At 41.4% G+C, this 24,501-nt stretch carries 18 protein-coding genes; 10 read left to right on the forward strand and 8 right to left on the reverse strand.

Annotated elements, in window-relative coordinates; genetic code table 11:
- Positions 1-385: 385 nt before the first annotated feature.
- A complete protein-coding gene (locus AX660_RS15985) occupies positions 386-781 on the reverse strand; it encodes a DUF3718 domain-containing protein (protein WP_068378819.1) in 396 nt (131 codons plus the stop codon).
- Between the two features lie 176 nt (positions 782-957).
- Entirely contained in the window at positions 958-3,870 is a 2,913-nt protein-coding gene (locus AX660_RS15990) for a DUF2339 domain-containing protein (protein WP_068378829.1), read from the reverse strand.
- 260 nt (positions 3,871-4,130) lie between these two features.
- Here AX660_RS15990 and pnp point away from each other — a divergent pair, with 260 nt between their 5' ends.
- Complete coding sequence (gene pnp / locus AX660_RS15995) at positions 4,131-6,242, forward strand: polyribonucleotide nucleotidyltransferase (protein WP_068378832.1); 2,112 nt, start codon at positions 4,131-4,133, stop codon at positions 6,240-6,242.
- A gap of 175 nt (positions 6,243-6,417) precedes the next feature.
- Here the strand turns inward: pnp and AX660_RS16000 are convergent, their stop codons facing one another.
- Positions 6,418-7,515 (reverse strand): GGDEF domain-containing protein, encoded by a 1,098-nt coding sequence (locus AX660_RS16000; protein WP_068378835.1) that lies wholly within the window; start codon positions 7,513-7,515, stop codon positions 6,418-6,420.
- A 304-nt stretch (positions 7,516-7,819) separates the two neighbouring features.
- Here AX660_RS16000 and AX660_RS16005 point away from each other — a divergent pair, with 304 nt between their 5' ends.
- The gene (locus AX660_RS16005; protein WP_068379914.1) at positions 7,820-8,734 is read left to right on the forward strand and encodes an aminotransferase class IV; all 915 of its coding nucleotides are present in this window, start codon (positions 7,820-7,822) and stop codon (positions 8,732-8,734) included.
- A gap of 6 nt (positions 8,735-8,740) precedes the next feature.
- Entirely contained in the window at positions 8,741-9,469 is a 729-nt protein-coding gene (locus tag AX660_RS16010) for a sulfotransferase-like domain-containing protein (RefSeq protein ID WP_068378838.1), read from the forward strand.
- Between the two features lie 14 nt (positions 9,470-9,483).
- Here the strand turns inward: AX660_RS16010 and AX660_RS16015 are convergent, their stop codons facing one another.
- Positions 9,484-10,161 (reverse strand): DUF4097 family beta strand repeat-containing protein, encoded by a 678-nt coding sequence (locus tag AX660_RS16015; protein ID WP_068378841.1) that lies wholly within the window; start codon positions 10,159-10,161, stop codon positions 9,484-9,486.
- Between the two features lie 301 nt (positions 10,162-10,462).
- Between AX660_RS16015 and AX660_RS16020 the strand changes: the two genes are divergently transcribed.
- On the forward strand, positions 10,463-11,293 hold the full coding sequence (locus AX660_RS16020; RefSeq protein WP_068378844.1) for a phytanoyl-CoA dioxygenase family protein: 831 nt from the start codon (positions 10,463-10,465) through the stop codon (positions 11,291-11,293).
- A gap of 8 nt (positions 11,294-11,301) precedes the next feature.
- On the opposite strand, the gene AX660_RS16025 is transcribed toward AX660_RS16020, so the two are convergent.
- Positions 11,302-12,393, reverse strand: coding sequence for a Gfo/Idh/MocA family protein (locus AX660_RS16025; RefSeq protein WP_068378847.1), 1,092 nt, complete (start codon positions 12,391-12,393; stop codon positions 11,302-11,304).
- A gap of 176 nt (positions 12,394-12,569) precedes the next feature.
- Between AX660_RS16025 and AX660_RS16030 the strand changes: the two genes are divergently transcribed.
- Both AX660_RS16030 and AX660_RS16035 read left to right on the forward strand, forming a co-directional pair.
- A complete protein-coding gene (locus AX660_RS16030; RefSeq protein WP_068378852.1) occupies positions 12,570-13,346 on the forward strand; it encodes a class II aldolase/adducin family protein in 777 nt (258 codons plus the stop codon).
- Positions 13,347-13,386: 40 nt separating this feature from the next.
- Positions 13,387-14,562, forward strand: coding sequence for a mandelate racemase/muconate lactonizing enzyme family protein (locus AX660_RS16035; protein WP_068378856.1), 1,176 nt, complete (start codon positions 13,387-13,389; stop codon positions 14,560-14,562).
- A 40-nt stretch (positions 14,563-14,602) separates the two neighbouring features.
- Here AX660_RS16035 and AX660_RS16040 read toward each other — a convergent pair whose 3' ends face one another.
- Both AX660_RS16040 and AX660_RS16045 read right to left on the reverse strand, forming a co-directional pair.
- Positions 14,603-16,036, reverse strand: coding sequence for an MFS transporter (locus AX660_RS16040; RefSeq protein ID WP_068378858.1), 1,434 nt, complete (start codon positions 16,034-16,036; stop codon positions 14,603-14,605).
- A gap of 180 nt (positions 16,037-16,216) precedes the next feature.
- Positions 16,217-18,472 carry an acyl-CoA dehydrogenase gene (locus AX660_RS16045; protein ID WP_068378860.1) on the reverse strand — a complete coding sequence of 752 codons (2,256 nt, stop codon included), beginning with the start codon at positions 18,470-18,472 and terminating at the stop codon, positions 16,217-16,219.
- A 247-nt stretch (positions 18,473-18,719) separates the two neighbouring features.
- Here AX660_RS16045 and AX660_RS16050 point away from each other — a divergent pair, with 247 nt between their 5' ends.
- From AX660_RS16050 to AX660_RS16060, 3 genes are read left to right on the forward strand one after another with little or no spacing between them, the layout of a single operon-like run.
- On the forward strand, positions 18,720-21,002 hold the full coding sequence (locus AX660_RS16050) for an efflux RND transporter permease subunit (protein WP_068378864.1): 2,283 nt from the start codon (positions 18,720-18,722) through the stop codon (positions 21,000-21,002).
- Positions 21,003-21,015: 13 nt separating this feature from the next.
- A complete protein-coding gene (locus tag AX660_RS16055; protein WP_082768957.1) occupies positions 21,016-21,831 on the forward strand; it encodes an outer membrane lipoprotein-sorting protein in 816 nt (271 codons plus the stop codon).
- Between the two features lie 11 nt (positions 21,832-21,842).
- A complete protein-coding gene (locus tag AX660_RS16060) occupies positions 21,843-23,045 on the forward strand; it encodes a hypothetical protein (protein ID WP_235594764.1) in 1,203 nt (400 codons plus the stop codon).
- 140 nt (positions 23,046-23,185) lie between these two features.
- Here AX660_RS16060 and yghU read toward each other — a convergent pair whose 3' ends face one another.
- On the reverse strand, positions 23,186-24,058 hold the full coding sequence (yghU, locus tag AX660_RS16065; RefSeq protein WP_068378870.1) for a glutathione-dependent disulfide-bond oxidoreductase: 873 nt from the start codon (positions 24,056-24,058) through the stop codon (positions 23,186-23,188).
- A 66-nt stretch (positions 24,059-24,124) separates the two neighbouring features.
- On the opposite strand from yghU, the gene AX660_RS16070 reads away from it, so the two are divergent.
- The gene (locus tag AX660_RS16070) at positions 24,125-24,466 is read left to right on the forward strand and encodes a PilZ domain-containing protein (protein WP_082768958.1); all 342 of its coding nucleotides are present in this window, start codon (positions 24,125-24,127) and stop codon (positions 24,464-24,466) included.
- Positions 24,467-24,501 lie beyond the last annotated feature (35 nt).

Consider the following 24,501-nt stretch of genomic DNA (forward strand, 5'->3'; position numbering starts at 1 on the left):
GGTTTGCTGCGTTTCGATGGGATTATTAAACAACAGAGGAAGAGATTTGAAAATCTACCAACTAATACTTAGGTATGTTGGTGCATACTAATATTTTTATTTTATAGAAATAACTAATATAAAACAAATAGATAGAAGTAATTTAAAAAATCTGTATTGAGTGTGACACTTAGATATAAGTATTAAAAGTGACAGTTTAATTAAGCTAAAACACTTTGAAGCAAAAAAACAACCTCAAATGAGGTCGTTTTCTAAGGAAAGGTGTGTAGATCTTACCCATCATGTTGAATGGTCATGGCAGTTTCGAGGGACGAGCCACTAGCTTCGAGCGTAAGATAAAAACTAAATCGCTTTTTCTTTCGCTCGCTGCTCGTAGCTATCCTTTTTAAATACGGTCGTTAAGCGCTTCTACTATTGCAGAATCATCTAAGCCATTCTTCGATGCCCATGCGATAACCGTAAGGCCATCAGATTCTGGAGAGTTCAAATCACCTTTGGGCATTTTTTTTATCAGCATGGTACCTGTTTCGACAGAATCATTTAACATCGCAGTACGGATCAAACTTTGCCCACCACAGGTAATTCCTGAATAATAATCTTGTAACTTTAAGCGATAATCAGATTGCACTTTTTTCATTTTTTTACGTAGTTCACCTTTATCATCAGCTTTGACGATAGTGCAGATGTTTTGCAGGGCATCGTTAATGTCCGCGTGAGCATTACCAGCAAAAATAAAAGTAGCGGCGCTTAGAGCTATTGAAGTTTTAACAATATTCAACATGGTCAATTCCTCGTATGTTGGGTTAGTTGGATTACCTTAAAATGTTACACTTGTGTGTGCCATTTCGATGACTCCATTAAACCCCAAAGAAAGTGATTAAAAAACATACAATATGATGCTTGCGTATGATATTTTATAACATAAACTTTTTGATATTTTGTAAGCTGTTGAAATTACTAGTTAATTTTGTGGTTATTTATTCGCCGCTGATAGAAAAAAGCAGAAATAATCATAAATACGCCTATGCCTAGCAACAATGCCACTTTTTGCCACAATAAGGCGTTGGCAGCATCGATCAAACCCAGTTTTAATAAACCACTGAAGACAAAACCCAAGGCAAACTTGGAGACTAAAGGACTTTGCTTTTGAGCAAAAAATAGATAACTACCTTGCAGTATTAACCATGGGGCAATTAATAAACTTAATTGCCAGTCTGCTAATAAAAATATCAGACTGAAAGTGACTAACAAGTGATGACACAGGTAGCGTTTTTGTGTTTGGTTTATTAGTTTAAGCTGTAATGCTGATTTGTTTCTGTCAGCAATAAGCTGGCTTAGTAGGATCAATAAATTGCTACCAAGCCACACACTTGCGCTAACAAGGTCGTCATGAGTTGAAAATGTTAGACAGAACCATGACAGGGGGATATTTAGATAGAGCAGGGTTTGGAGGCTATTGAGGTTGCGTTTGATAGTTGGATGCCGAGTTTGCAAACACAATAATGTAAACGCAAAAACGACGGTTATAGCCGCAGCTAAATAAATATTAATGATGGCCATAGTTAATTTAAACAACACTGCAACACCAAAATACATCCCGATAGACGCTATTTGTTGTTCCAGCATGGGTCTATGTCTTTGGGATACCAAGCGTAAAAAGAAACCAAAATAGACCAAGCCTAGGACTAACGAAAGATTAATCGTCAGATTGAAGAATGACTGATTAATCAAGGCGTTTAAAACACAGTAACAAGCAGCAATTAAGCTTAAGTATAAAGCCTCAGTGCGGATCATCGGATGTTTTACGATGCGCGCTAAAGTGTAGGCAATAACACTCGACAACCATAAAGCCAAGCTTAAAAACTCGCCATAATGTTTGACAACTGATGGGATAAACAAAATAGGACATAAGAGGTAAGCGATTAGACGCAAGGATTCTGCAAATTCAGCCATTGTCCCTGATTGGCCTATACGTCGATAAAATTCGCACAGTGCCCATAATTCAATAAATAGCAGTGCCAGTGCGGTTTGTGCGTAGCTAGGCAAATCTCTGAAGGAAAAGGACTGCACTTGCAGTGCAGCCAACAGTACAATTAATCCCATAATCAAGCCGCTAAAAAACACCAGTGTTTCGCTAGCCTGACATTGCTGGCGTTGGCTTTTGTATAAGAGTATGAGCTGCAAAGGGATAAAAACCACAAAACACCAATTGGCTAAATATACCCAAGCTGTGGCGATGACAAATATTGCTAACCACAGTGACTCAAATTGACGCAATGAATAACTGAGGTTGAACTCCCATTTGAACTGAGTCTCTGTTTGGGTTAGAGGAGCGTGTTGTAATAACTTGCGGCTGGTTAATAACAAAATACCGATACTGCAAAATACCATCAGACCCTTGATATTTAAAAAGGCTGGAGAGGGGAAATAAGGTGCAATGGCAAATAGCGCATGCAAAATTGCGAAGATAATTAAAGCATAAGCTTCAATCTGTAAATTTTTATCTCGGTTTTGTAGGGCAAAATACAACAAAAATAGGCCTTCTAAACCCACTGCTATGCCCCAGTAGTCTGCTGCCAGACTACTAAATATTGCCACCAACAGCCATACACTACTTACCATGGCATATAAGCTTTTTGTCATGTCAGGCATCTGTGCGGCTTTAAATCTGGCTCCCGCACTTAACAGGGCATTGAACAACGCGATGAGGGGCAAAAACCAAGCAGAAAAATCACTTTGGTATAACAGCCCAATACTGCTAAACAAGGCCAGAGAAATAAAGATGATGCGGCTATTAGTGAACTGAGTGTTTGGCGGAGTTGATTGTTTTAACTCTTGCCACATTACGGCAAAATATAGGCAGTAGAATAATTGGCTGAATAGACCCATAACTTGAGGTGAGTCACCAAATAACAGCAAGTATTCAAGACTGGCACTGCAGACCGTTACCGTTACAAAACTTAACCACAGCCAAGCTTTAGTGTTGGCTTGATAAAAACTGCCTATCGCCAGTATCGCCAGTCCACATAAATAAAACGTTGTACCTGAGCTATCTAGCAGAGAAATCAGCGGAATAGTGGCTCCTCCTATAATCGCCAAAGCACTGACTACTTTTGTTGAATGCCAGTTAGCCAGTATGAAGCCGCTTAATCCAATAAGCACATAAGCAAATAATACAAGCCAGTCAGCTAACAAATGATAATAACTGCCGGCCATATAAATGGTGACAAAATTGAGTAATAGACCAAGGCTGATGGTGGCAGAGCCTAAGTCCTCAAAGGTCTTTTGTCTCGCCAGTTTATGCCCACCATAGGTGACACTGATGCTGACTATAAATAACAGCAGGCTTTTGCTACCTGCGCCCAGTTCACCGACTAGTAACTGGGTTAAATAAGCAAATCCACAGACAAGTAGCGCGATGCCTACCAGCATAAAAATAAAAATCGGCCCCTGACCTTTGGTTTGACAATGCTGATACCAGTTAATTAGCGGGGAAAGCGCTTTGCCAAAAGGTGATAATAAAGTGCCTAAACCGTCACGAAGCAGTGGACTGAATGTATTTTCTGCTGGTGTTGCTGGTGTTGCTGGTTTGTCAGTTAAGGTGGTAACACGATATTGGCGGTCTTCTTGAGATGCATATTGCTGTGGTTTTTGCTCAATATTTATTTGTACTTGCGGAATTTGCAGAGTGCCTGTTTTTGTGGAATCTGCAGTGATGTTTGAAATTTGCTCAACAGGTGCATTGGTTTGTGTGACATCAGCCAGCGATTGCAGGCGTTGCTCTAGATTATGCAAACGCTTCGAAAATGCTTCACGCAGCAGCTTTATTTCTCTGCCGATATCTTCAATTTCCTGATCCCTGTGCGCCATGCTGCAATCCATAATAAGCAATAATCGTTTAGACAACAGTAAGTTAACATAGAGTAAAGTAATTCGCTATTACTCTGGTTGGAGGTGCAGAGACTGAAATGGTGGAGGGAAAATTTAATCGGCGTTCAACGGTTCCATAAAATCTGCGGGACTGTTTTGCGTTTTAATTCCATTGACTTGCTGTTTTTCATAACGCTAACCGCTATACTATGCGCCGCATTTGAAAGCGATAAATAAAATAAGCAAATTGAAGGAAAAAAATGACTCCTATTACAAAATCTTTTCAGTATGGTCAGCATACTGTTACTTTAGAAACTGGCGTAATTGCCCGTCAAGCCACTGCTGCTGTTATGGCAAGCATGGATGATACTAGTGTACTGGTTACCGTTGTTGGTAAAAAGGATATGAAGCCTGGCCAAGACTTCTTTCCGTTAACCGTAAACTATCAAGAAAGAACTTATGCTGCTGGTAAAATCCCCGGTGGTTTTTTCAAACGTGAAGGTCGTCCTTCTGAGTTTGAAACCTTAACTTCACGTTTGATTGACCGTCCAATTCGTCCATTATTCCCAGACGGGTTTATGAACGAAGTACAAATCATCGTTACCGTATTATCAGCTAACCCTGAAATTCCTACCGATATCATTTCATTGATTGGTGCTTCTGCTGCTTTAGCAATCTCTGGTTTGCCTTTTAATGGTCCAGTTGGTGCGGCGCGTGTAGGTTATACCGATGGTCAATATATTCTAAATACTTGTACTTCTGAATTAGCAAGTAGTGACTTAGATTTAGTGGTTGCTGGTACTGAAGGTGCGGTATTAATGGTTGAATCAGAAGCCGCTGTGCTGTCTGAAGAAGTCATGTTAGGTGCTGTGATGTTTGGTCACGAGCAAATGCAAGTTGTGGTTGGTGCTATCAATGAATTTGCCGCTGAGGTGAATACCCCTAAGTGGGATTGGCAGCCAGTTGCAGAAAACACTGCATTAAAAACCAAAGTAAAAGAATTAGCTGAAGCTGGCATTACTGCTGCTTACCAGATTTCTGACAAAATGGAGCGTAAAGACGCCATTGTTGCTGTTACTGAACAAACTGTCGCTGCTCTTGTTGCTGCTGATGCAACTCAAAATGCCAAAGAAGTATCTGAGATGGTACACGCGCTGGAAAGTGACGTAGTTCGTTCACGCATACTTGCTGGCTCACCACGTATTGATGGTCGCGACCCTGCGATGATCCGTGCCTTAAACGTTGCTACTGGCGTATTGCCACGTACTCACGGTTCAGCGGTATTTACTCGTGGTGAAACACAAGCAATCGTGGTTGCTACCTTAGGTACTGAGCGTGATGCACAGATGATTGATGGCTTAAACGGTAAATCTGATAGCCGTTTTATGCTGCACTATAACTTCCCTCCTTACTGCGTGGGTGAAACCGGCATGGTTGGTTCACCTAAGCGTCGCGAAATCGGTCATGGCCGTTTAGCCAAACGTGGTATTCAAGCCGTTATGCCAAGTGAAAAAGAATTCCCTTATGTGGTTCGTGTGGTTTCTGAAATCACTGAATCAAATGGTTCTTCTTCAATGGCGTCTGTTTGTGGTACTTCTTTAGCGTTGATGGATGCTGGTGTACCGATTAAAGCTTCTGTTGCGGGTATCGCGATGGGCTTAGTGAAGAGCGATGAAAACTTCGTAGTATTGTCTGACATCTTAGGTGATGAAGATCACTTAGGCGATATGGACTTTAAAGTTGCGGGTACCACTAAAGGTATTACTGCACTGCAAATGGATATCAAGATTGAAGGTATCACTAAAGAAATCATGCAGGTTGCTTTAAAACAAGCTAAAGAAGCCCGTTTGCATATTCTTGGCGTAATGGATCAAGCGATTACTGGCCATCGTGAAGAGATGTCTGAATTTGCTCCACGTATTTACACCATGAAAGTTGATCAAGATAAAATCCGTGACGTTATTGGTAAAGGCGGCGCAATGATCCGTGCTATTACTGAAGCATCTGATTGTAATATCGAAATCTCAGATGACGGTACGGTTAAGATTTTTGCTACTGAAATGGCTAAAGCCAATATCGCTATCGAAAAAATCAAACAAGTTACTGCTGAAGTTGAAGCTGGTAAAACTTACTCAGGTAAAGTAACTCGTATCGTTGATTTTGGTGCTTTTGTTGAAATCCTACCAGGCAAAGAAGGCTTGGTACATATTTCTCAAATCGCCCACGAGCGTGTGAACAAAGTAGGTGACTTCCTATCTGAAGGTCAGATTGTTGACGTAAAAGTGGTTGAAATTGACCGTCAAAATCGTGTTCGTCTAAGCATTAAAGACTTAGTTGAAAAACCTGCAGGTGCACCTGCTAGTGACGAGTAATATCGGCTGGTAGATACACAAATTGATGTTATCAAGGAACCCTGCTTAGTCAGGGTTCTTTTTTGTCTGAAATACTCCTCATCCTTGAGGCTCAACATTTGTTGGCTGTAGTTATCCGCTAGGGTCGTTTTAATGAGAAGCCGTATATTTCGTTTTTTATAGCTATTGACAGGTATTATAAAAGCTGTTGCTGTCTAGATGATTCGGTGTATTTACACACCTTGTTGCGGCCTTGATCTTTTGCATCGTAAAGCGCTGCGTCCGCTTTTTCAATCAGTGAGTTAGAGTTTACCCCTACCATAGGCAATACACAGGCTACGCCAATACTGGCGGTGAGTGCTAATTCGTTTTGTTGGTATGAAAATGGTTGAGATGCAATCTGTTCGCGTACTTGTTCGGCTATATCAACGGCGTTGTGTTCATCAGTATCTGGCAATAAGATTACAAATTCTTCACCACCAAAACGAGCAATGAGATCGGTTTTACGTTTTGCTGTCGCACTGATAGTTTGCGCGATATGGTTCAAACATTTGTCACCAAAAAGATGTCCATGAGTATCATTGATGGCTTTAAAATGATCGATATCGATTAATAAGACCGAAAGCATCTTCTTTTGTCGAATACTACTGTGCCATTGGATATCAAAGGCAGTATTGAAATATCCACGATTATAAATATGGGTAAGAGGATCAATTTTATTTAGTTGTTCTAATTCTTGGCGCTGTTTTTCAAGCTGGGCTTCAATCACAAAACTACGTAAATATTCTTTATTGGAACGCATGCCGACTACCACTAAATAACCACTGTAAATACAGATCATAAAGCCTACAGGCAAGCTGTCTTCGATAACAAAAAATGACACAAAAATGCTAGGTGTCACTAAACACAGCAAGTTGAATAGGGCGATGGAAATGCGCGGACTGAGAGAAATTAGGGCAGCTGCACAAACACCTCCAATAGTCATAAAAGAGATGGTTTTTATAGGCTCCAAAATAGGGTCGTACATGGTCATCGCAAAAAATATTCCCAAAATTATCGCCTGCGACAGCGATAAACACTGAAACATGTGTCGCCAGAGCTTAGGTTTTTTGGGATAAATTACTGAGGTATAAACACGATGTACCAAACGCAAACTACTAACGAGTAACATGCTAGTGGCAAACAACCAGCTTATTTCGGGTTGTAATTTGTTAAAGCCTAAGGGAAAAAATATGACTGGAAATATTAGACCATAAATAAATATACCGGGCATGGAACGGCTTAATAAATCCATATCTATGCGGTGTTCGATAGTTTTATCTTTATTTTTAATGCTTTTATGTTTAATGAGAACAACCTTACGATTTTTTGATGATTATTATTCAGATGTCAGAAATAACAACAAGTTTTTAATTTTTGTAAGGCTTTTTTTAAACGCTTCATTATACAAATCTGATACTTAGCAGAAGATTCAACTTAGTATAAAGTAATTACCATCACAACTTAAACTACTAGTTTTAATTAATATTCCCCGCCATCTGGTGGCAAAAGCCGGCTTTGTGTTAACGTCTTACAAACACCTTATTTTGTATACTCACATGAAAACAGGCACCCACCGCTATCAAACTGATCCAAGAAATCAATCCATTCTTATCAATATCAACGGAGAGCTCTTCCCCCGCGCTGAGGCAAAAATATCGGTATTTGATAGTGGGTTTATATTGGGAGATGGTGTGTGGGAAGGGATCCGCTTACATCATGGAAAACTAGCTTTTATCGATCAGCATATCAAACGTTTATATGCTGGAGCTAAAGCGCTAGATATGGACATTGGAATTACTCCGCAAGCATTGGTACAACGGCTAATGGATACCTGTAATGCCAATGACATGTTTGATGGTGTGCATATTAGGCTGATGGTTACTCGCGGTGAAAAGTCCACTCCTTATCAAGATCCACGCGCTACTATTTCTGCTGCTACTATCGTCATAATTGCTGAACATAAAACCCCCGTTAAGATCGATAACAGTGAAGGTGTATCGTTATTCACCAGTCATGTGCGTCGTGGTTATCCTGATGTACAAGATCCAAAGCTTAATACTCACTCAAAGTTAAATTGCATTTTTGCTTGTATACAAGCCACAAAAGCATTGGCCGATGAAGCCTTAATGCTTGATCCTCACGGATTTGTGGCGACCTGTAATTCAACCCACTTTTTCATAATACGTGGTGAGGAAGTGTGGACCTCAACGGGAGATTTTTGTCTCGATGGCATCACAAGGCGTAATGTTATCAATTTATGTAAAACCAATAACATTCCAGTGTTTGAAAAGAATTTTTCTTTAGCTGAAGTTTACAGTGCCGACGAGGCCTTTATTACTGGCACTTTTGCCGGTTTAACGGCGGTTAAATTAGTGGATGGCCGCTTGATCGAACCCGACAGTAGTCAGCCTTCTTTATTACTGCGCCTGCAAACGCTTTATTTGGAATTGATTGAAAAGTCAGGGGAGTAAGGTTTTATGACTATTCGAATCGCCATGTGGTCGGGACCGCGTAATATCTCAACCGCTATGATGCGTAGCTTTGAAAATCGCGCAGATACCCTTGTGGTAGACGAACCTTTTTATGCTTTTTACCTATCGCAAACCAATAGCCCGCATCCTATGTTTGATGAGGTGATTGTCAGTCAAAGTCAGGATTATGCAGAGGTAGTGAGCCAGCTTACTCAGGCAAACCAAGCCCTTGCTATTGAGTACCAAAAACACATGACTCATCACATGTTGCAAGGTGTAGATATGCATTGGACTAAGCAACTCAAAAATTGCTTTTTAATCAGAGAGCCTAAAGAAGTGGTGCAGTCTTATACTCAAAGCCGTGGTGTATGCAGCGCTGAGGATATTGGCATTATTCGCCAGCTCGAGCTCTATCATGAGATCAGTGCTTTAAGTGAACAGCCAGTACCAGTGATTGAAGGCAAAGATATTTTAGCCGCGCCACAAGATATGCTGAGTAAACTTTGTGAGGCACTAGGAATTCCATTTGATAGCAATATGCTGCATTGGCCTACCGGTTTACGTGATTCAGATGGGGTATGGGCGCCACACTGGTACCACAGTGTGGCAAACTCAAGGGGATTTGCTGCTGCAAGTTCGTCAAATATTCAACTCAGTCCAGAGCAGCAGCGGGTGGTAGATGAAGTCACCCCTGCTTATGAATATTTGCGTCAGTTAAAAATTCAAGCAGAATAGTTTAATATTCAGCCTTATTGGTCTGCATAATGACGTTCGATTTTTGCCAGTAATGCCGGATTTTCTATTTCCAGCACAACTTGACGGTGCAAGATAATTTTCCCTTGTACATTTGAACTGGCATCAATGCTCAGGGTAGGCAGTTCACCTTTAAACCCGCGTTTTTCATCTTTCGCTTGAAAAATAATATCGCCTTGCACTTGAGTGGTATCACGTAAGTCAATGTCGCCATTTTTGGTTTCTATATGTCCACCAACGTTAGCGTTGAGCAAAGCAATATTGCCGTTTACAGTGTTTATGTCACTACCGATTTGAGCATTTGCTTTTAATTCAATATTACCATTAACGGTGCTCAATCCTTGGTTAACTTTAAGGCCATGTTTGGCCTCGATACTGCCGTTTACGGTAGAGGCTGATTTAATTTGCGCATTGCTGCCTATCTCAATATTGCCATTTACTGCATCAAGCTCGTTGGCTTTGACGTTGTTTTTGATGGTGATATTGCCGTTTACCGTTGATACATCACTGACTTCACTGTGGGCATCCACCACAATATTACCTAGTACGCTGCTTAGGTCACTTTGCTGATGGTTACTATCACCTTTGTGGCCGCCAATGTGGATAATACAACCTGTAATGGAAAGTGTGAGTAGGCTAACTAATGCAATTTGAGCGAGGCGTGATGTTTTCATGGTTGTCCTTAGTGAAATAAATAATCAATTCTTAAAACATAATAAGAGCAGGCACTGTGCCAATAATTTAACTGTTTGATTTTTATAACTTTAAGTTGATTTTAAATAAAATGGTTTGAACATAAAAACGACAGCTTTGGCGAGAATTACAAAATAATGGTGATTTTGCCTTGAGCCACTTATAGATAAATAGTGGTAACGTCGCAATTGGTATTTATACCCAAAGGACTTGGAAATACATTTTTAATCATGCTAAATAAGCTGCAGTTATAAAGCAAATAAACCCATAAGAAGAGTAGCCATGTTATCGACAGCACAACAACAGCACTATGCCAAACACGGATACTTGGTGCTAGATGAGTTATTTTCGACTGAGCAGATGGATAAACTGCAAAAAGCAGCGGAGAAAATAGTAGAACAGTTTGATCCGAACTCAAGCCGTGCAGTGTTTTCGACTCAGGATCAGAGTAAAACACGAGATGATTATTTTTTAGGGTCGGGTGACAAAGTACGTTGTTTTTTTGAAGAAGATGCTTTTGATCAAACGGGGGAATTGAAACAAGCTAAATCCTTAAGTATCAATAAAATTGGCCATGCTCTACATGTGCTGGAGCCAGAATTTAAGGCATTTAGCCATAACCAAACAATTACCCAATTGGCATTTGATTTAGGTTTAGTGAAACCGCAAATTCACCAGTCTATGTATATCTTCAAACAGCCTAAAATTGGTGGAGTGATCCGTTGGCATCAGGATGCCAGTTATTTTTATACTACACCGATTACCGTGATCACTTTCTGGCTGGCGGTAGAAGATGCCACTATTCACAACGGTTGTTTACAAGTGCAGGGCAGCAATGATCCTTATCCACTGATTGAGCAATTTAAACGTTATAAGGATGACAGCACTGAGTTGCTTAAACTTAATGCTAAACCTTGGCCCAAAGATGAGGATGCCGTAGCACTGGAAGTAAAAAAAGGCACCTTGGTGGTGTTTAATGGCTTACTACCGCACTTCAGTGCGCCTAATTTATCCGATAAGTCTCGTCATGCTTTCACTTTGCATATGACCTGTGCAAACAGTAATTATGCAAATGAGAACTGGCTACAGGCCAAAGCCAGTCCTCTTTATTAAGGTGTGTATTACAGCAATATCCGTTTATTTTTTGCCGCAGATTCAAATATTGCCTGTACTACGTGAATGTCTTTTAAACCTTCTTCACCGGGCACCAGTAACTGACCTTGACCTTGTAAAGCTAGGGCATCATTGTCCATTTGGATTGCTTGTTGGATCTGTTTTATCGCGGCAAATTCTTGTTTGTCACTGGTATAACCGGTCACACCAGTGTAGTTAGACATAGGGCGTAGTTGATACCAACCTTTTTCACACTGCATGGTTAATTGGCTAAAACTTTTAACCATACTGGTGCCACATTCGGCGATCAAGCCATTGGCAAACTCAAGGTCAAAATAGGTAGTTTCATCGACTTCTTTAAAAATATCGGGGTGGGATTTGTCGTGTCTGGCAGTAACGGCAATGGGCTCCAGACCTGTCATATAACGCACACCGTTTAGCGGATAAACACCCATATCGTACATAGCACCACCGCCCATGGCTTTTTGCATGCGCCAGTTGGACGCGGGCAAACCATTGCCGCCATAACCCGCCTGAGCAATGATATGTTGAATTTTTCCATAAGGTTGGGTTGTACGATATTGCATAAAGCGCTGTGTATTGGGTTCGTGTTGCATACGATAACCAATCGATAACTTAACTTTGTTTTGTTGGCAAACATCAATGATGCGCTGGCATTGTGCGGTAGACATAGCCATGGGTTTTTCACACCATACATGTTTACCGGCATTGGCCGCAATTTCACAATATTGCAGATGCAAAGAAGTGGGTACCACCACATACACCACATCAATGTCGGGATTATTCGCTAGTTCATGCATGTTTTGATAGGAATAAACATTTTTGTCTTGGATACCGTACCTTTGTTGCCATTCAGGGATTTTTTCAGGGCTACCTGTGATAATACCTCTTAGTTCACAGTGCTGGGTTAATTCAAGAGCAGGCGCCAATAATCCACGGCTATAACCGCCTAAACCTAACAGTGCTACCCCGATTTTTGTAGAATTTGACTTGGCCATTGCTTGCTGATTACTGATTGCCGATGCGAGTCCTAAACCTGCTGCCATCTGCATAAAACGCCTACGGTTTAAGTTATTCATGTGTTTTTCCTTGAGAGATGAGCGGGATGGGATAAGTGTTGGTTAAAAATCAAACGCTTTCAAGCATAAAACTAAAGCTAGTAAAGGCTTTGATAGATATCTTTAAGCGCTAACTTAGCGGAGCTACAATAATCATGTAGACTTAGTCGCATTGGTCTTAGATACAAAATATAAATATGAACAATGATTACCAATTAGCAACTTTCAGCCTTAAAGACAAAGTGTCTGCCAGTGAGTGGCAAACGCGAATAGATTTAGCGGCTTGTTATCGTTTAGTGGCAAATTTAGGTTGGGGAGATCTAATCTACACCCATATTTCTGCACGAGTGCCTGACAGTGACGATTATTTAGTTAATGCATTTGGCCTTACTTTTGAAGAAGTTACAGCCTCAAATTTGGTTAAAGTGGATCTGGCAGGAAAGGTTCTCGATGGTTCGCCTTATCAGATTAATCCCGCTGGTTTTACTATTCACAGTGCTATTCATGAGGTACGCCATGATGTGCAGTGCGTGATCCATTTGCACACCAAAGCTACTATTACCGTGGCAACAGTAGAAGGGGGCTTACAACCTTGGAGCCAGTATGCTTTATTTGCCCTGCCATCTTTAAGTTATCATGGCTATGAAGGTTTGGCGGTTAATGCCGATGAAAAGGCGCGTTTGCAAAGTGACCTAAGTAGTAATAATTATATGTTGTTACATAACCATGGTGGTTTGACCGTTGGGCCTACAGTGGGTGATGCTTTTATGCGTTTTTACGACTTGCAACGTGCTTGTGAAATCCAGCTAGAACTCATGCAAAGTGGTAAAGCGGTTATTTCTATTCCACCTAGTATTGTCGAAGGTATTTATCAACAAGCGAATGTTGTGCACAGCGGTATTAGTGGCGGTCAAAAGGCTTGGCCCGCCATGCTACGTAAAGCCTACAAGCTTGATCCTGCATTTTGTCAGTAATCCAAATATTTAGTCAGTTCGTGTGTTTGTCAGGAGAATTATGAAAATAAACCGTGTAGAAATTTTTGATATCCATTGCCCTAAACGTGCAGTTTGGAACCCGGTGTTTGTGCGTATTCATACCGATGAAGGTATAAGCGGGGTAGGTGAGGCAGGGCTTGCTTACGACCTCGGCCACAGTGCGGCGGCACACATGATCAAAGAAATTGCCGAAGCCATGTTAATCGGCTGGGATCCGTTTAGAACGGAAGCCTTGTGGACTCGCATGTTACGGGAAAGTTTTTGGGGTTTGGGTGGTGGTCCGATTATTTATGCGGCAATGAGCGCAATTGATACGGCTTTGTGGGACATTCGTGGTAAAGCCTTAGGTGTACCGGTTTATCAATTATTAGGTGGTAAAACTAACGGTAAATTACGTACGTATGCCAGCCAGTTACAGTTTGACTGGGATAAAGAAGTCACTCGTTTAAATAACCCAATCGATTATGGTAAAGCCGCAGAAAAGGCTGTAGCCGAAGGTTATGATGCAGTGAAGGTCGATCCAATCGTGTATGACAAAGACGGAGTGAGCCATTTTGATCGTACCAAATTATTCACCCAGCCAGAGTTACGTTTATTCAAAGCTCGCTTGCAAGCTATCCGCGATGCAGTGGGTGACGATGTTGACATTATCTTTGAGTGCCACAGCTTAGCCGGCGCAGCATCAGCCATTCAGCTGGGTGAAATGATTGAAGATATCGGCTGTTTATTTTATGAAGAGCCCGTCAATTATCTTAATTCCAAAGTGCACGATAAAGTTGCCAAACGGGTGAATGTGCCGATTGCAGGCGGTGAGCGTTTATATAACCGCTGGGGTATCAGGCCTTATATGGAAGACCAGTCCATTGATGTCTTACAACCGGATATTGGTTTATGTGGTGGTTTTACCGAAACTAAAAAAGTTTGTGATTATGCTGACGTTTATGACGTACGCATTCAGGCTCACGTTTGTGGTGGCCCAGTAGCAACTGCCGCAAGTTTGCACTTAGAAACAGCCATTCCTAACTTTTTAATCCACGAACACCATACTTATGCGATTAAAGATTGGAACCGTGAATTATGTATTCAGGATCCACAGCCAGTTAATGGCTTTTTTGAAGTGACTGAAGTGCCAGGTATTGGTATCGATTTAAACGACAAAGTGGTGTATCGCTCACCGCATATGGAAGTGAAATAGCGTTGAGCTAAAGCAAAAATAGGGAGAGCTTGGGCTCTCCTTATTTTTGCTCTTTTTTTGACGTTTTACTTTTCTTAGTGACAGTTAGCCAATCGAAATTCACCCCTGAAATCGCATTAAAGCGCGACACTCTGAGCACTAAATCGAGCATTTTGGGACGCTGCCTGATATGTGGCTCTTTAAGGCGTGGAATAAAATAAGTAAATACCGCAAAACGTCCAAGGCTAGAGGCAAAAAATACTACAAATAACGCACTGGATAGCAGCGAATCTAAATGGGTAAATTGCACAAAAACTAAGGCATAAGATGCGATAAAACCACCTATAATCGAGCCGATAAACACTAAGGCGGCACTTAAGCCTGCTTGCATGGCGGCGTAAGTAGCAAAATCAGCTTGATGAGGGCGAATATCGTAAAGGTAGTTCGCGGTGCTCAAAGTAAAGCCACTCCACCACAAACCTGACACCGCTTGAATAATTAAAATATAAGTAAAGTCACCTGAAAATAGCCATAACAAAGGTACAAAGGGGATCATGCCGCAAGTGATCACCATCACTAAACGATTACCAAATTTGTCGCTAAATACCCCCCAAAACTTGAGGGTCATAAACTGGGTCGCAATTGACGCGACTCCCGATAAGACAAATTCAAGATAGGTAAATTTTAATTCGTTAAGCATATAAACCGCAAAAAATGGCGCGGAAATCGCCACCATGGATTGCATACTGGCAACTAACAAACTGTATTGTTTAAATACAGGATCTTGCCATGCGACTCTTAACTTTTGCCAAGTATCACTAATGACTTTTTGGGGAGTATGAATTTGTGGATCATGCATCTTCCATAATAACCATGCTGAACAAAAACGTCCCACCGCAGCGATCAAAAATAACAAACTAAAGCCTAACCAAGCCAACTCATAATAATTGCTTAAGGTTAGTAGGGCACCACCGAGTAAAAACACACACAAAGAAGCCAGCATGGTTATGCGACTGCGTGAAGCAAAAAATTTTCCACGCCGTCTTGCTGGTACAATATTACCCATCCATGCGCGCCAATGGGGCTGAATTAAATTCAGTAAACCATGGTGTAACATGGCTAAAGCAATGAATATCCACACCGCACCTTCAGACCTAACTAAGCCTAGGCCTGACATGGCGAGCAGGCCAACACCTTGTATGACCGCGCCTGTGACTATGATGTTTTTACGGCAGAAATAGTTGCCTAAGCCAACTGACAAAAACTGCATCACGGCACCAAATAATTGAGGTACCCCAGTGAGTAGGCCAAGTTGACTCATACTGGCTTGGATAAAAATTGCAAAAGCATTAAAAAAGTTATCACTGGTGGCCGTCATCGCCGATGACGCTAATGCTTCTTTTTGCGAGTAACGTAAGGTCGAGCGTAACCAGATGCGTCGTGCAGTGCGACGGTTGGTTAACTCAGAACTGGGGGCTTGCTGGTTTGCCTGCATGGGATAAAAATTGGGTGGTCCATCATTAATTTATGCCTTAGTTAAAAGCATTAGTGCCAATTGAACAAGTGATTCAGTAGATTAATTAAGCTTTAGTTTAGTATCTCAGTTTTGCCACAAACAAAAAGGGCGATAAATCAACTTTATCGCCCTTAAAAAACAATGTTACTAACTTAAACGTTAAGCTGCATTGGCCTGTTTCGTTGTCGGTGATTTAACCAACTGTTGATTGGTATCGAGTAGTTCTAAATCAAAGTTATATTCATCTACTCGCACGGCCATCTTACGTTTTTCGTTGTAATCCATTACCAAAGCCACATCTTCGGCACTTAAACTGCCAGCCGCATGTAATTGCGTAACCGCATGCTCAAAGGAAATAAACGGGATAACTGGGGTCGCTTTCAGTGCCTGATGAATTTTTTTCAATTGTGGCATTACCGCATGTTTGGCGGCAAAAGCTTGTTGATTAATATCATGGCCATCACCCGGCGTGACTTTAATCAAATGGGTTAGTTCAGCCATAATCGAACTTTGTTGCATAGTCGCATCGGATAATTGACGCTTAAGTTCATCACTAATAATGGGGACTGAACGTGTGTAAGTATTGGTTAATATCCGCATCAAACCACGTGTTGCTGTATGCGGAAAGTTGCCAACAAAATCAACCAAGGCTTGTTCACCTTGTTGTAAACACCATTGAATAGCGTAGTCAAAGAAGGGTTTAGCTTCGCTGCGATTACTGACTTTTTGTTCGTAAAAACGCACAACCGCCATAGATGCATAAAGGTAGCTCATCACATCACCTAAACGAGCAGAGAGCATTTCGGCTTTTTTAAGGTCGCCTCCTAATACTAGCAAAGACAAATCTGCTAAAGGTGCTAATTTAGCGGATAAGGCATTCATACGTTTTTCGTAGGCTTTCACTTCCGGTAAGGCAGTTTGAGCGCCACGGGTGAAAGTGAAATAACTTTTACTAAAGCTGCGTAGGGCATTTTTAACGCTGAAACCAATGGTTTTCATCAGTACTTTGTTAAATTCAGCATCGGCTTTAGCGTCATCGCTGTGGATTAAGTCCACCATGTCTTTGAGGTGGGGGTGACAACGCATGGCACCTTGACCAAAGATCATCAAACTGCGAGTTAAAATATTCGCACCTTCCACCGTAATTGCGATAGGTTGGGCGGTATAACCGTCAGATAATACATTTTGTGGGCCACGCTGAATCGCTTTACCCGCTTGGATATCCATGGCGCTGTTGTTTACGTCACGGCCTAGTTCCGTCATATGATATTTGGCCATAGCCGTTACCACAGAAGGTTTTAAACCTAGGCCTAGACCTTCAGTCGTTAATACACGCATGGCTTCAAGTACAAAGGTTTTGCCTGCCATGTCGGCCAGTTTTTCTTGAATACCTTCAAAACGACCAATGGGGACACCAAATTGCTCACGTACAAAGGAGTATTCAGCGGTTGATTTGAGTGAAGACTGACCAGAAGCTACGCCCATAGCCGGTAGGGAAATGCCGCGCCCCGCACCTAAACAACTCACCAGCATTTGCCAACCGCGGCCAATATTCTTTTGGCCACCAATAATGAAGTCCATGGGGATGAAGACGTTTTCGCCTCGAGTAGTCCCGTTATAAAAACGTTGTCCCATTGGGTCATGACGATTGCCCAACTCAACGCCAGGATGGGATTTAGGAATAAGGGCACAGGTAATGCCTAATTCGAGTTTGTCACCCAATAAGTGCTCAGGATCGAATACTTTAAAAGCTAAACCTAATACCGTAGCGATGGGGGCTAAGGTGATATAACGTTTATCCCAAGTAACCGATAATCCTAGTACTTCTTTGCCATTCCACATGCCTTTAGTCACTATGCCTGCATCAGGAATCGCCCCAGCATCAGAGCCAGCTTCTGGGCTAGTTAAAGCAAAACATGGGATATCTTTTCCTATTGCAAGATTGGGTAACCATTGCACTTGTTGAGCTTGGGTGCCGTAATGCATGAGTAATTCACCTGGACCTAATGAGTTAGGTACCATAACGGTGACTGCAATAGCGCCACTTTTAGCCGCAATAGTGGCGACTATGGTGGAGTTGGCATAAGGAGAAAATTCCATGCCACCAAATTTTTTCGGAATGATTAGCGCAAAAAATTTGTTAACCGACAGATAATCCAACAAATGCTGTGGAATATGTTTGCTGTTTTGTAATGCAAAGTCGTCGATCATATTTATTAATGTGGTGACTGGGCCATCTAAAAAAGCTTGTTCTTCGGCGCTTAATTTGGCTGCAGGAATAGCACGTAAAGCCTGCATATCAGGTTTACCCTGATAAATAGAGGATTCAATCCACACATCACCCGCGTCTAAGGCTTCTTGTTCAGTTAAAGAAATTGGGGGCAATACTTTTTTAAGGCTTGTTCTAATACTCATAATTTATGCATCCACTCATCAGACCAGTTGTATCTATCATACTGATTTTTGCGTGAAGGTCAAAAAAGTTTTGTTCTAGTGTTAAAAAAATGCAGGAGTAACTAACTTTTATTTGCAGAAAATATTATAAATTTCAAACAAATAAGCTATAAATGTCTGGTGGTTTTTGCTTACGCAGATAGGTAGTTGTAAGTAACGAATTTTAAATATACCTGTGGGAAGTTTATTGATAATGGAGGGGACAAACTTGAATAATTCGTTACTTAGTCTGTCAGTTACACGACCTAAAAGAGTTTTGTTAATTGGCTTTATGATCGTGGTTTTGGCCGCAATAGGTGGCAAATCTCTGTATTTTCGCGGTGACTACAAAGTATTTTTTGCCCAAGATAATCCTGAGCTACAAGCTTTTGAGCAGATGCAAAATAGCTTTAGCAAAAACGAAAGCGCCAGCATCATTATTGCTCCTCATTCGGGGGAGGTTTTCAATCCACAAACCTTAAGTCTAATACGAGAGTTGACCGAAGAGTCGTGGCAAACGCCGTTTTCAAGCCGAGTCGATTCGCTCAGTAATTTTCAATACATTCACGCAGACGAAGATGATCTTATAGTTGAAGACTTGGTTGATAAAAATAACCAACTAGCAACGACTGAACTCCTTAGAATTCGTCAAGTAGCGCTCAGTGAGCCTGATTTAGTCGGGCGCATGGTCTCGCCACAAGGCCATGTGACTATGATCAGTATCACAGTCAATTTGCCTGAAGGTGACCAAACGGCTGAAGTTGAAGAAATAACCGCTTTTGTTAAAGCCATGACGGATAAATACAAGTTAAGTTATCCCGAGCACGATTTTTATCATACCGGCGTAGTATTGATGAATGATGCGTTTGCGGCATCGGCCAAACACGACGCTTCTACTTTAGTCCCTCTGATGTTTGCCACCATCATCATAATTATGTGGTTAGCCTTACGCACTTTTGTTGGCACTTTTGCCACAGTTATAGTGATCGTTGGCAGTATAGCCACCACGATGGGGTTGTCGGGTTGGATGAATATGTTTTTAAGCACAGCCACGGTTAATGTACCCACTATGGTGATGACGTTGGCGGTGGCAGATTGTATTCATGTGGTGTCGTCGATGTTATTTGCCATGCGTGAAGGCAAAGATAAAAAGGATGCCTTGCTTTATAGTTTGCAACTGAATGTCAAACCCATATTCATTACCAGCGCGACAACTGGGGTGGGGTTTTTAACCCTTAATTTTGCTGAAGTCCCGATTTTGGCTGATCTAGGTAATCTTACTGCCATCGGCGTGATCTTTGCCTGCCTCTTTTCGCTTACCTTGTTACCCGCCTTAATCATGTTATTGCCGATGAAGTCGATTCCTGTACAGAAAGAAAATTCTGGTCGTACTGAAAAATTTGGTGAGTGGGTGATTAATAATCATCGTCGATTATTACCGGTGAGTTTGTTGGTCGCAGTGGTTGCGGTGTTTTTTGCCTTTCAAAATCAACTGAATGATGTGGCAACCGCATATTTTGAAAAATCTAGCCCTTTTAGACAATCTACTGATTTTCAACAAGAAAATCTAAGTGGCATGACCAACATTGATTTTGCAATTTATACAGAGCAAGAAAGTGGCATTAATGCGCCTGAGATATTGATGCTGATCGAAAATTTCAGTCAATGGTTACGCACTCAGCCCGAGGTTGATCACGTAGTGGCTATCAGTGAAACGTTTAAACGTCTCAATAAAAACATGCACAGGGATGATCCCGCTTATTATGTGCTGCCTGATGACAAAGAATTGGCTGCTCAATATCTATTGTTATATGAAATGTCCTTGCCCTATGGACTTGATCTTAACAATCAAATGAATACGGATAAGTCTGCGACCCGAATTGTTGCTACTGTGCAAAATCTCGGAAGTAAAGAGCTTACCGGTCTGGAAAGTAGAGCAAAAGATTGGTTTACGCAGCGCGCACCGGAATTAACCGTCACTGCAGCAAGTCCAGGTTTAATGTTTGCGCATATTGGTGAGGCCAATATGGCTAGCATGATAGAAGGGACGGCCATTGCGTTGTTATTAATTTCTGGCTTGCTGGTCTTTGCGCTTAAATCATGGCGAATGGGCGTGATTAGTTTGTTGCCAAACCTACTGCCTGCCGGCATAGGTTTTGGTATCTGGGGTATTTATTCGGGTGAAATTAATCTGGGTTTGTCTATTGTATTGAGTATGACGTTGGGCATTATTGTGGATGACACAGTGCACTTTTTGAGTAAGTATCAATATGCTAGAACCGCTGGCAAAGATGCTGAACAAGCTGTTAGATTTGCCTTTGCCAGTGTTGGAAGGGCCCTATGGATTACCACAATTGTACTGGCCTTAGGTTTTTCTGTTTTAATGCTGTCGCCTTTTGCGTTAAATGCCGATATGGGCATGTTGACCAGTATTATCATATTGGTTGCATTGGCGGTGGATTTTTTGTTTTTACCACCGTTTTTGATGATTTTTGACAAAAAGACAGTTTGATAAGGACGCTATCATGTTGATACAACGCTTTTTTAAAGCCCCACATTCTATATTAGTCATTTCACTTATGTTATTGACATGGTGTTTTTCGAGCCAGGTTTTAGCCCAAAGTGCAGAGGAGAAAGGTTTAGCCATCGCTAAAGAACGTAAGTTACGCGATCGCGGTTGGTCTGATAGTGTGGGTGAAACGAGTATGATTTTACGTAGCCCAAGAGGTGATGAAACTGAGCGTAAAATGCGTATCAAATCGTTGGAAGTACAAAGTGATGGTGATAAAGGGCTGACCATCTTTGACCAACCCTTAGATGTTAAAGGTACGGCTTTTTTAAGTTTTTCTCACCCATTGCAAGCGGATGAACAGTGGATGTATTTACCTAAAATTAAGCGTGTAACTCGCATTCAATCAAAAAATAAATCAGGCCCTTTTATGGGCAGTGAATTTGCTTTTGAAGACATGAGTTCTTTTGAAATTGAAAAGTTTAAATTTAAATATCTACGTGACGAAAAATATCAAGGCCAAGATTGTTTTGTGATTGAACAAACGCCAATTGACGAAGATTCTGGTTACAGTAAAAACATAACCTGGGTAGATAAAGAACACTACCGAGCCTTAAAAGTTGAGTATTACGACCGTAAAAATAGTTTGTTAAAAATACTGACTACCCATAATCATCAGCTATATCTCGACAAATACTGGCGCCCCATGGAAATGCGTATGGAAAATCGTCAAACCGGTAAAGGTACAGATTTAATTACCCATTCACTTAAATTTAAAACTGGTTTAGCGGATAATGATTTTGATAAAGATAGTTTAATGCGAGCTCGCTAAAGGAAATGAACATGAAGTCCCTCACATGCCTACCACTGATGATAGTTATTACAGGTGGTTTATTGTTGCCTGTTCAGGCCCAGGTTGAATACACAGGAAGTGCTGCAATAGAGCAACGCTATTATTTACAAGATGCACTTTACCCTCAACAAACGAGAGATGACTTATCAGGCTATTATTCTCCAGAATTATATACCTCTTTTAATGATGGCAGTGATAGTTTGTTATTTAAGGGTTTTTACCGTTTTGATCAACGTGACAGTGAACGTACTCATGGTGATATTCGTGAGTTGCTGTGGTCTCATGTTGGTGATGACTGGGAAGTAAAAACCGGTATAGGTAAAGTATTTTGGGGGCAAACAGAGTCATTACATTTGGTGGATATAATCAATCAAACTGATGCCATTGAATCTATCGATGGAGAAGATAAATTGGGCCAACCCATGGTTGCTTTGTCTTTGTATAAAAGCTGGGGCAACTTTACTGCTTTTGTTTTACCCTATTTCCGTGAACGAACGTTTGCAGGCGTTGATGGTCGTTTGCGAGGCCCTCTCCCTATCGATAGTGATAGTGCTTTGTATGAGTCTGATGATGAAGAAAAAAATCTCGATTGGGCGCTACGTTGGCAACATACCCTGGGTGATTGGGAAGTGGGTTTGTCCTATTTTGAAGGTACTTCCCGCGAACCTGAATATGTACCTAATTTAAATACTAAAGGCGAGTTGGTCATTAGTCCTTATTATGCGCAAATTGAGCAGTTTGGGGTAGATGTATTAACTATTGTTGATGCGTGGATTTTTAAACTTGAAGCAATTCAACGCCAAAGTGCAACTCAAGATTATTGGGCCGCAGTAGGAGGCTTTGAATATACCTCGGTTGGTGTGTTTGACTCGGTGTATGACATCGGCTGGTTAATGGAGTATCAATATGATGATCGGGAAGGCCTTGCCGCATCTGCGGCGCAAAATGATCTCTTATTGGCGGCAAGATGGGCTTTAAACGATATAGATGGAACCTCGGTATTATTTGGGGTAGTGCAAGATCTAGATTATTCAGGCGTACGGTCAGCGCTTATTGAAGCATCCAGCCGTATCAATGATCATTGGAAATGGCGTTTAGACGCTTATTTGTTTTCCAGTGACGAGCCAGCAGAGCCGTCTTATATGCTCAGACGTGACGATTATGTGCAGTTCAGTTTAGAGTATTATTTTTAGCTTCGAAATTCGAGTCACGAGCAAAGCGCAATCAGTTGGAGCTGCTTGAGCTGAGAAAAATCAGCCCACTTTGATAAACAGTCATTGCTGATAAATTTATCATTTGTGGTTGATTTTTCCGGCTTTTAAGGACTTACAGGTTACTCAGACTGTGTGAGTTTATCTTGAGTTTTATTAACAAAATCACTGGCTTCATGTCTTTCATGTAATTGGCTTGTGGGCTCACCCCAGGTGCGATTGACCATTCTGCCGCGTTGCACAGCTGGCCTTAGCGCTATTTCATCATTCCAGCGTAATACATGTTTATACAGATGAGTCTGTAAAAACTCGGCTGCTTCATACACTTTATTACTGACTAAGGCTCCATACCAAGGCCAAATTGCAATGTCAGCAATTGAATAATCATCACCACACATATACCGGTTTTGTGCTAAATGCTGATCCAGAACATCAAGTTGGCGTTTAACTTCCATGGCATAACGGTCAATGGGGTACTGATATTTTTCTGGCGCATATGCGTAAAAATGCCCAAAACCACCTCCCAATATGGGGGCGCTGGCCATTTGCCAAAATAACCATGATAAACACTCAGTTCTCTGAACTGCCTGTGTTGGTATTAAAGCCTGATATTTTTCGGCTAAATATAACAAGATGGCGCCTGATTCAAACACTCGAGTGGGTGGCGAAGTACTGTTATCTAACAGTGCCGGAATTTTTGAATTGGGATTAATGTCCACAAAACCGGCGCAAAATTGCTCACCTTCCATGATATTGATTAAATGAGCATCGTACTCGGCTGCGGTTATGCCTAAAGCTAATAATTCTTCGAGCATCACTGTCACTTTAACGCCATTAGGTGTTGCCAGAGAATAGAGCTGTAATGGGTGACGACCGACGGCCAGCTTGTTGTCATTCCTAGAGCCGGCTGTTGGGCGATTTATTCCTGCAAATTTTCCGCCGCTGTGGGGATCCCAAGTCCATATTTTAGGGGGTAAATAAGGTTTTTCAGTCATGTTAAACACTCCAATTGCTGCTAGTTAGGTTTATACTACAACAACTGATAACTAGATTTGTTGTTGATGATGGAAAAACGTCAGTTTCCCCGCTTTGAAACTCAAGGTTTACACGCGGTTGTCACCTTTTATCAATCCAACTCGGCAGAGAACGTGGTCGTGCAAGGTGAAGTATTAGATATGAGCCTTGCAGGTATTAAAATCAAACTTGCCTCAGCGCTACCCGCGGGTATGCATGATAGCAAGATCAAAATTGCCTTAAGTTCAAGTCATTCAAAAGTGCCAATGCAGATCAATGGCATTATTCGCCATCGCCATACCGCATGGGAATGTGGAGTGCAGTTTACCCAAGGCTCACTTATTCCTGAAGTGGATGAACTCTTGTTTGAATGTACTAAGGTAAAATAAAGCCTGCTGATAGCAGGCTTTATGGGGGGCTTATT

The organism is Paraglaciecola hydrolytica (genome assembly GCF_001565895.1).
Classification (GTDB): Bacteria; Pseudomonadota; Gammaproteobacteria; order Enterobacterales; family Alteromonadaceae; genus Paraglaciecola; species Paraglaciecola hydrolytica.

Excerpts from the sequence above, each read along its gene's own strand:
- AX660_RS16035 (WP_068378856.1), top strand. The coding sequence starts at position 13,387 with ATGAAAATAAACCGTGTAGAAATTTTTGATATCCATTGCCCTAAACGT.
- AX660_RS16015 (WP_068378841.1), bottom strand. The coding sequence starts at position 10,161 with ATGAAAACATCACGCCTCGCTCAAATTGCATTAGTTAGCCTACTCACA.
- AX660_RS16020 (WP_068378844.1), top strand. The coding sequence starts at position 10,463 with ATGTTATCGACAGCACAACAACAGCACTATGCCAAACACGGATACTTG.
- AX660_RS16005 (WP_068379914.1), top strand. The coding sequence starts at position 7,820 with ATGAAAACAGGCACCCACCGCTATCAAACTGATCCAAGAAATCAATCC.
- AX660_RS16000 (WP_068378835.1), bottom strand. The coding sequence starts at position 7,515 with ATGGATTTATTAAGCCGTTCCATGCCCGGTATATTTATTTATGGTCTA.
- AX660_RS16040 (WP_068378858.1), bottom strand. The coding sequence starts at position 16,036 with ATGCAGGCAAACCAGCAAGCCCCCAGTTCTGAGTTAACCAACCGTCGC.
- yghU (WP_068378870.1), bottom strand. The coding sequence starts at position 24,058 with ATGACTGAAAAACCTTATTTACCCCCTAAAATATGGACTTGGGATCCC.
- AX660_RS16025 (WP_068378847.1), bottom strand. The coding sequence starts at position 12,393 with ATGAATAACTTAAACCGTAGGCGTTTTATGCAGATGGCAGCAGGTTTA.
- AX660_RS15990 (WP_068378829.1), bottom strand. The coding sequence starts at position 3,870 with ATGGCGCACAGGGATCAGGAAATTGAAGATATCGGCAGAGAAATAAAG.
- AX660_RS16030 (WP_068378852.1), top strand. The coding sequence starts at position 12,570 with ATGAACAATGATTACCAATTAGCAACTTTCAGCCTTAAAGACAAAGTG.
- AX660_RS16010 (WP_068378838.1), top strand. The coding sequence starts at position 8,741 with ATGACTATTCGAATCGCCATGTGGTCGGGACCGCGTAATATCTCAACC.
- AX660_RS15985 (WP_068378819.1), bottom strand. The coding sequence starts at position 781 with ATGTTGAATATTGTTAAAACTTCAATAGCTCTAAGCGCCGCTACTTTT.
- AX660_RS16070 (WP_082768958.1), top strand. The coding sequence starts at position 24,125 with ATGATGGAAAAACGTCAGTTTCCCCGCTTTGAAACTCAAGGTTTACAC.
- AX660_RS16060 (WP_235594764.1), top strand. The coding sequence starts at position 21,843 with ATGAAGTCCCTCACATGCCTACCACTGATGATAGTTATTACAGGTGGT.
- pnp (WP_068378832.1), top strand. The coding sequence starts at position 4,131 with ATGACTCCTATTACAAAATCTTTTCAGTATGGTCAGCATACTGTTACT.
- AX660_RS16055 (WP_082768957.1), top strand. The coding sequence starts at position 21,016 with ATGTTGATACAACGCTTTTTTAAAGCCCCACATTCTATATTAGTCATT.
- AX660_RS16045 (WP_068378860.1), bottom strand. The coding sequence starts at position 18,472 with ATGAGTATTAGAACAAGCCTTAAAAAAGTATTGCCCCCAATTTCTTTA.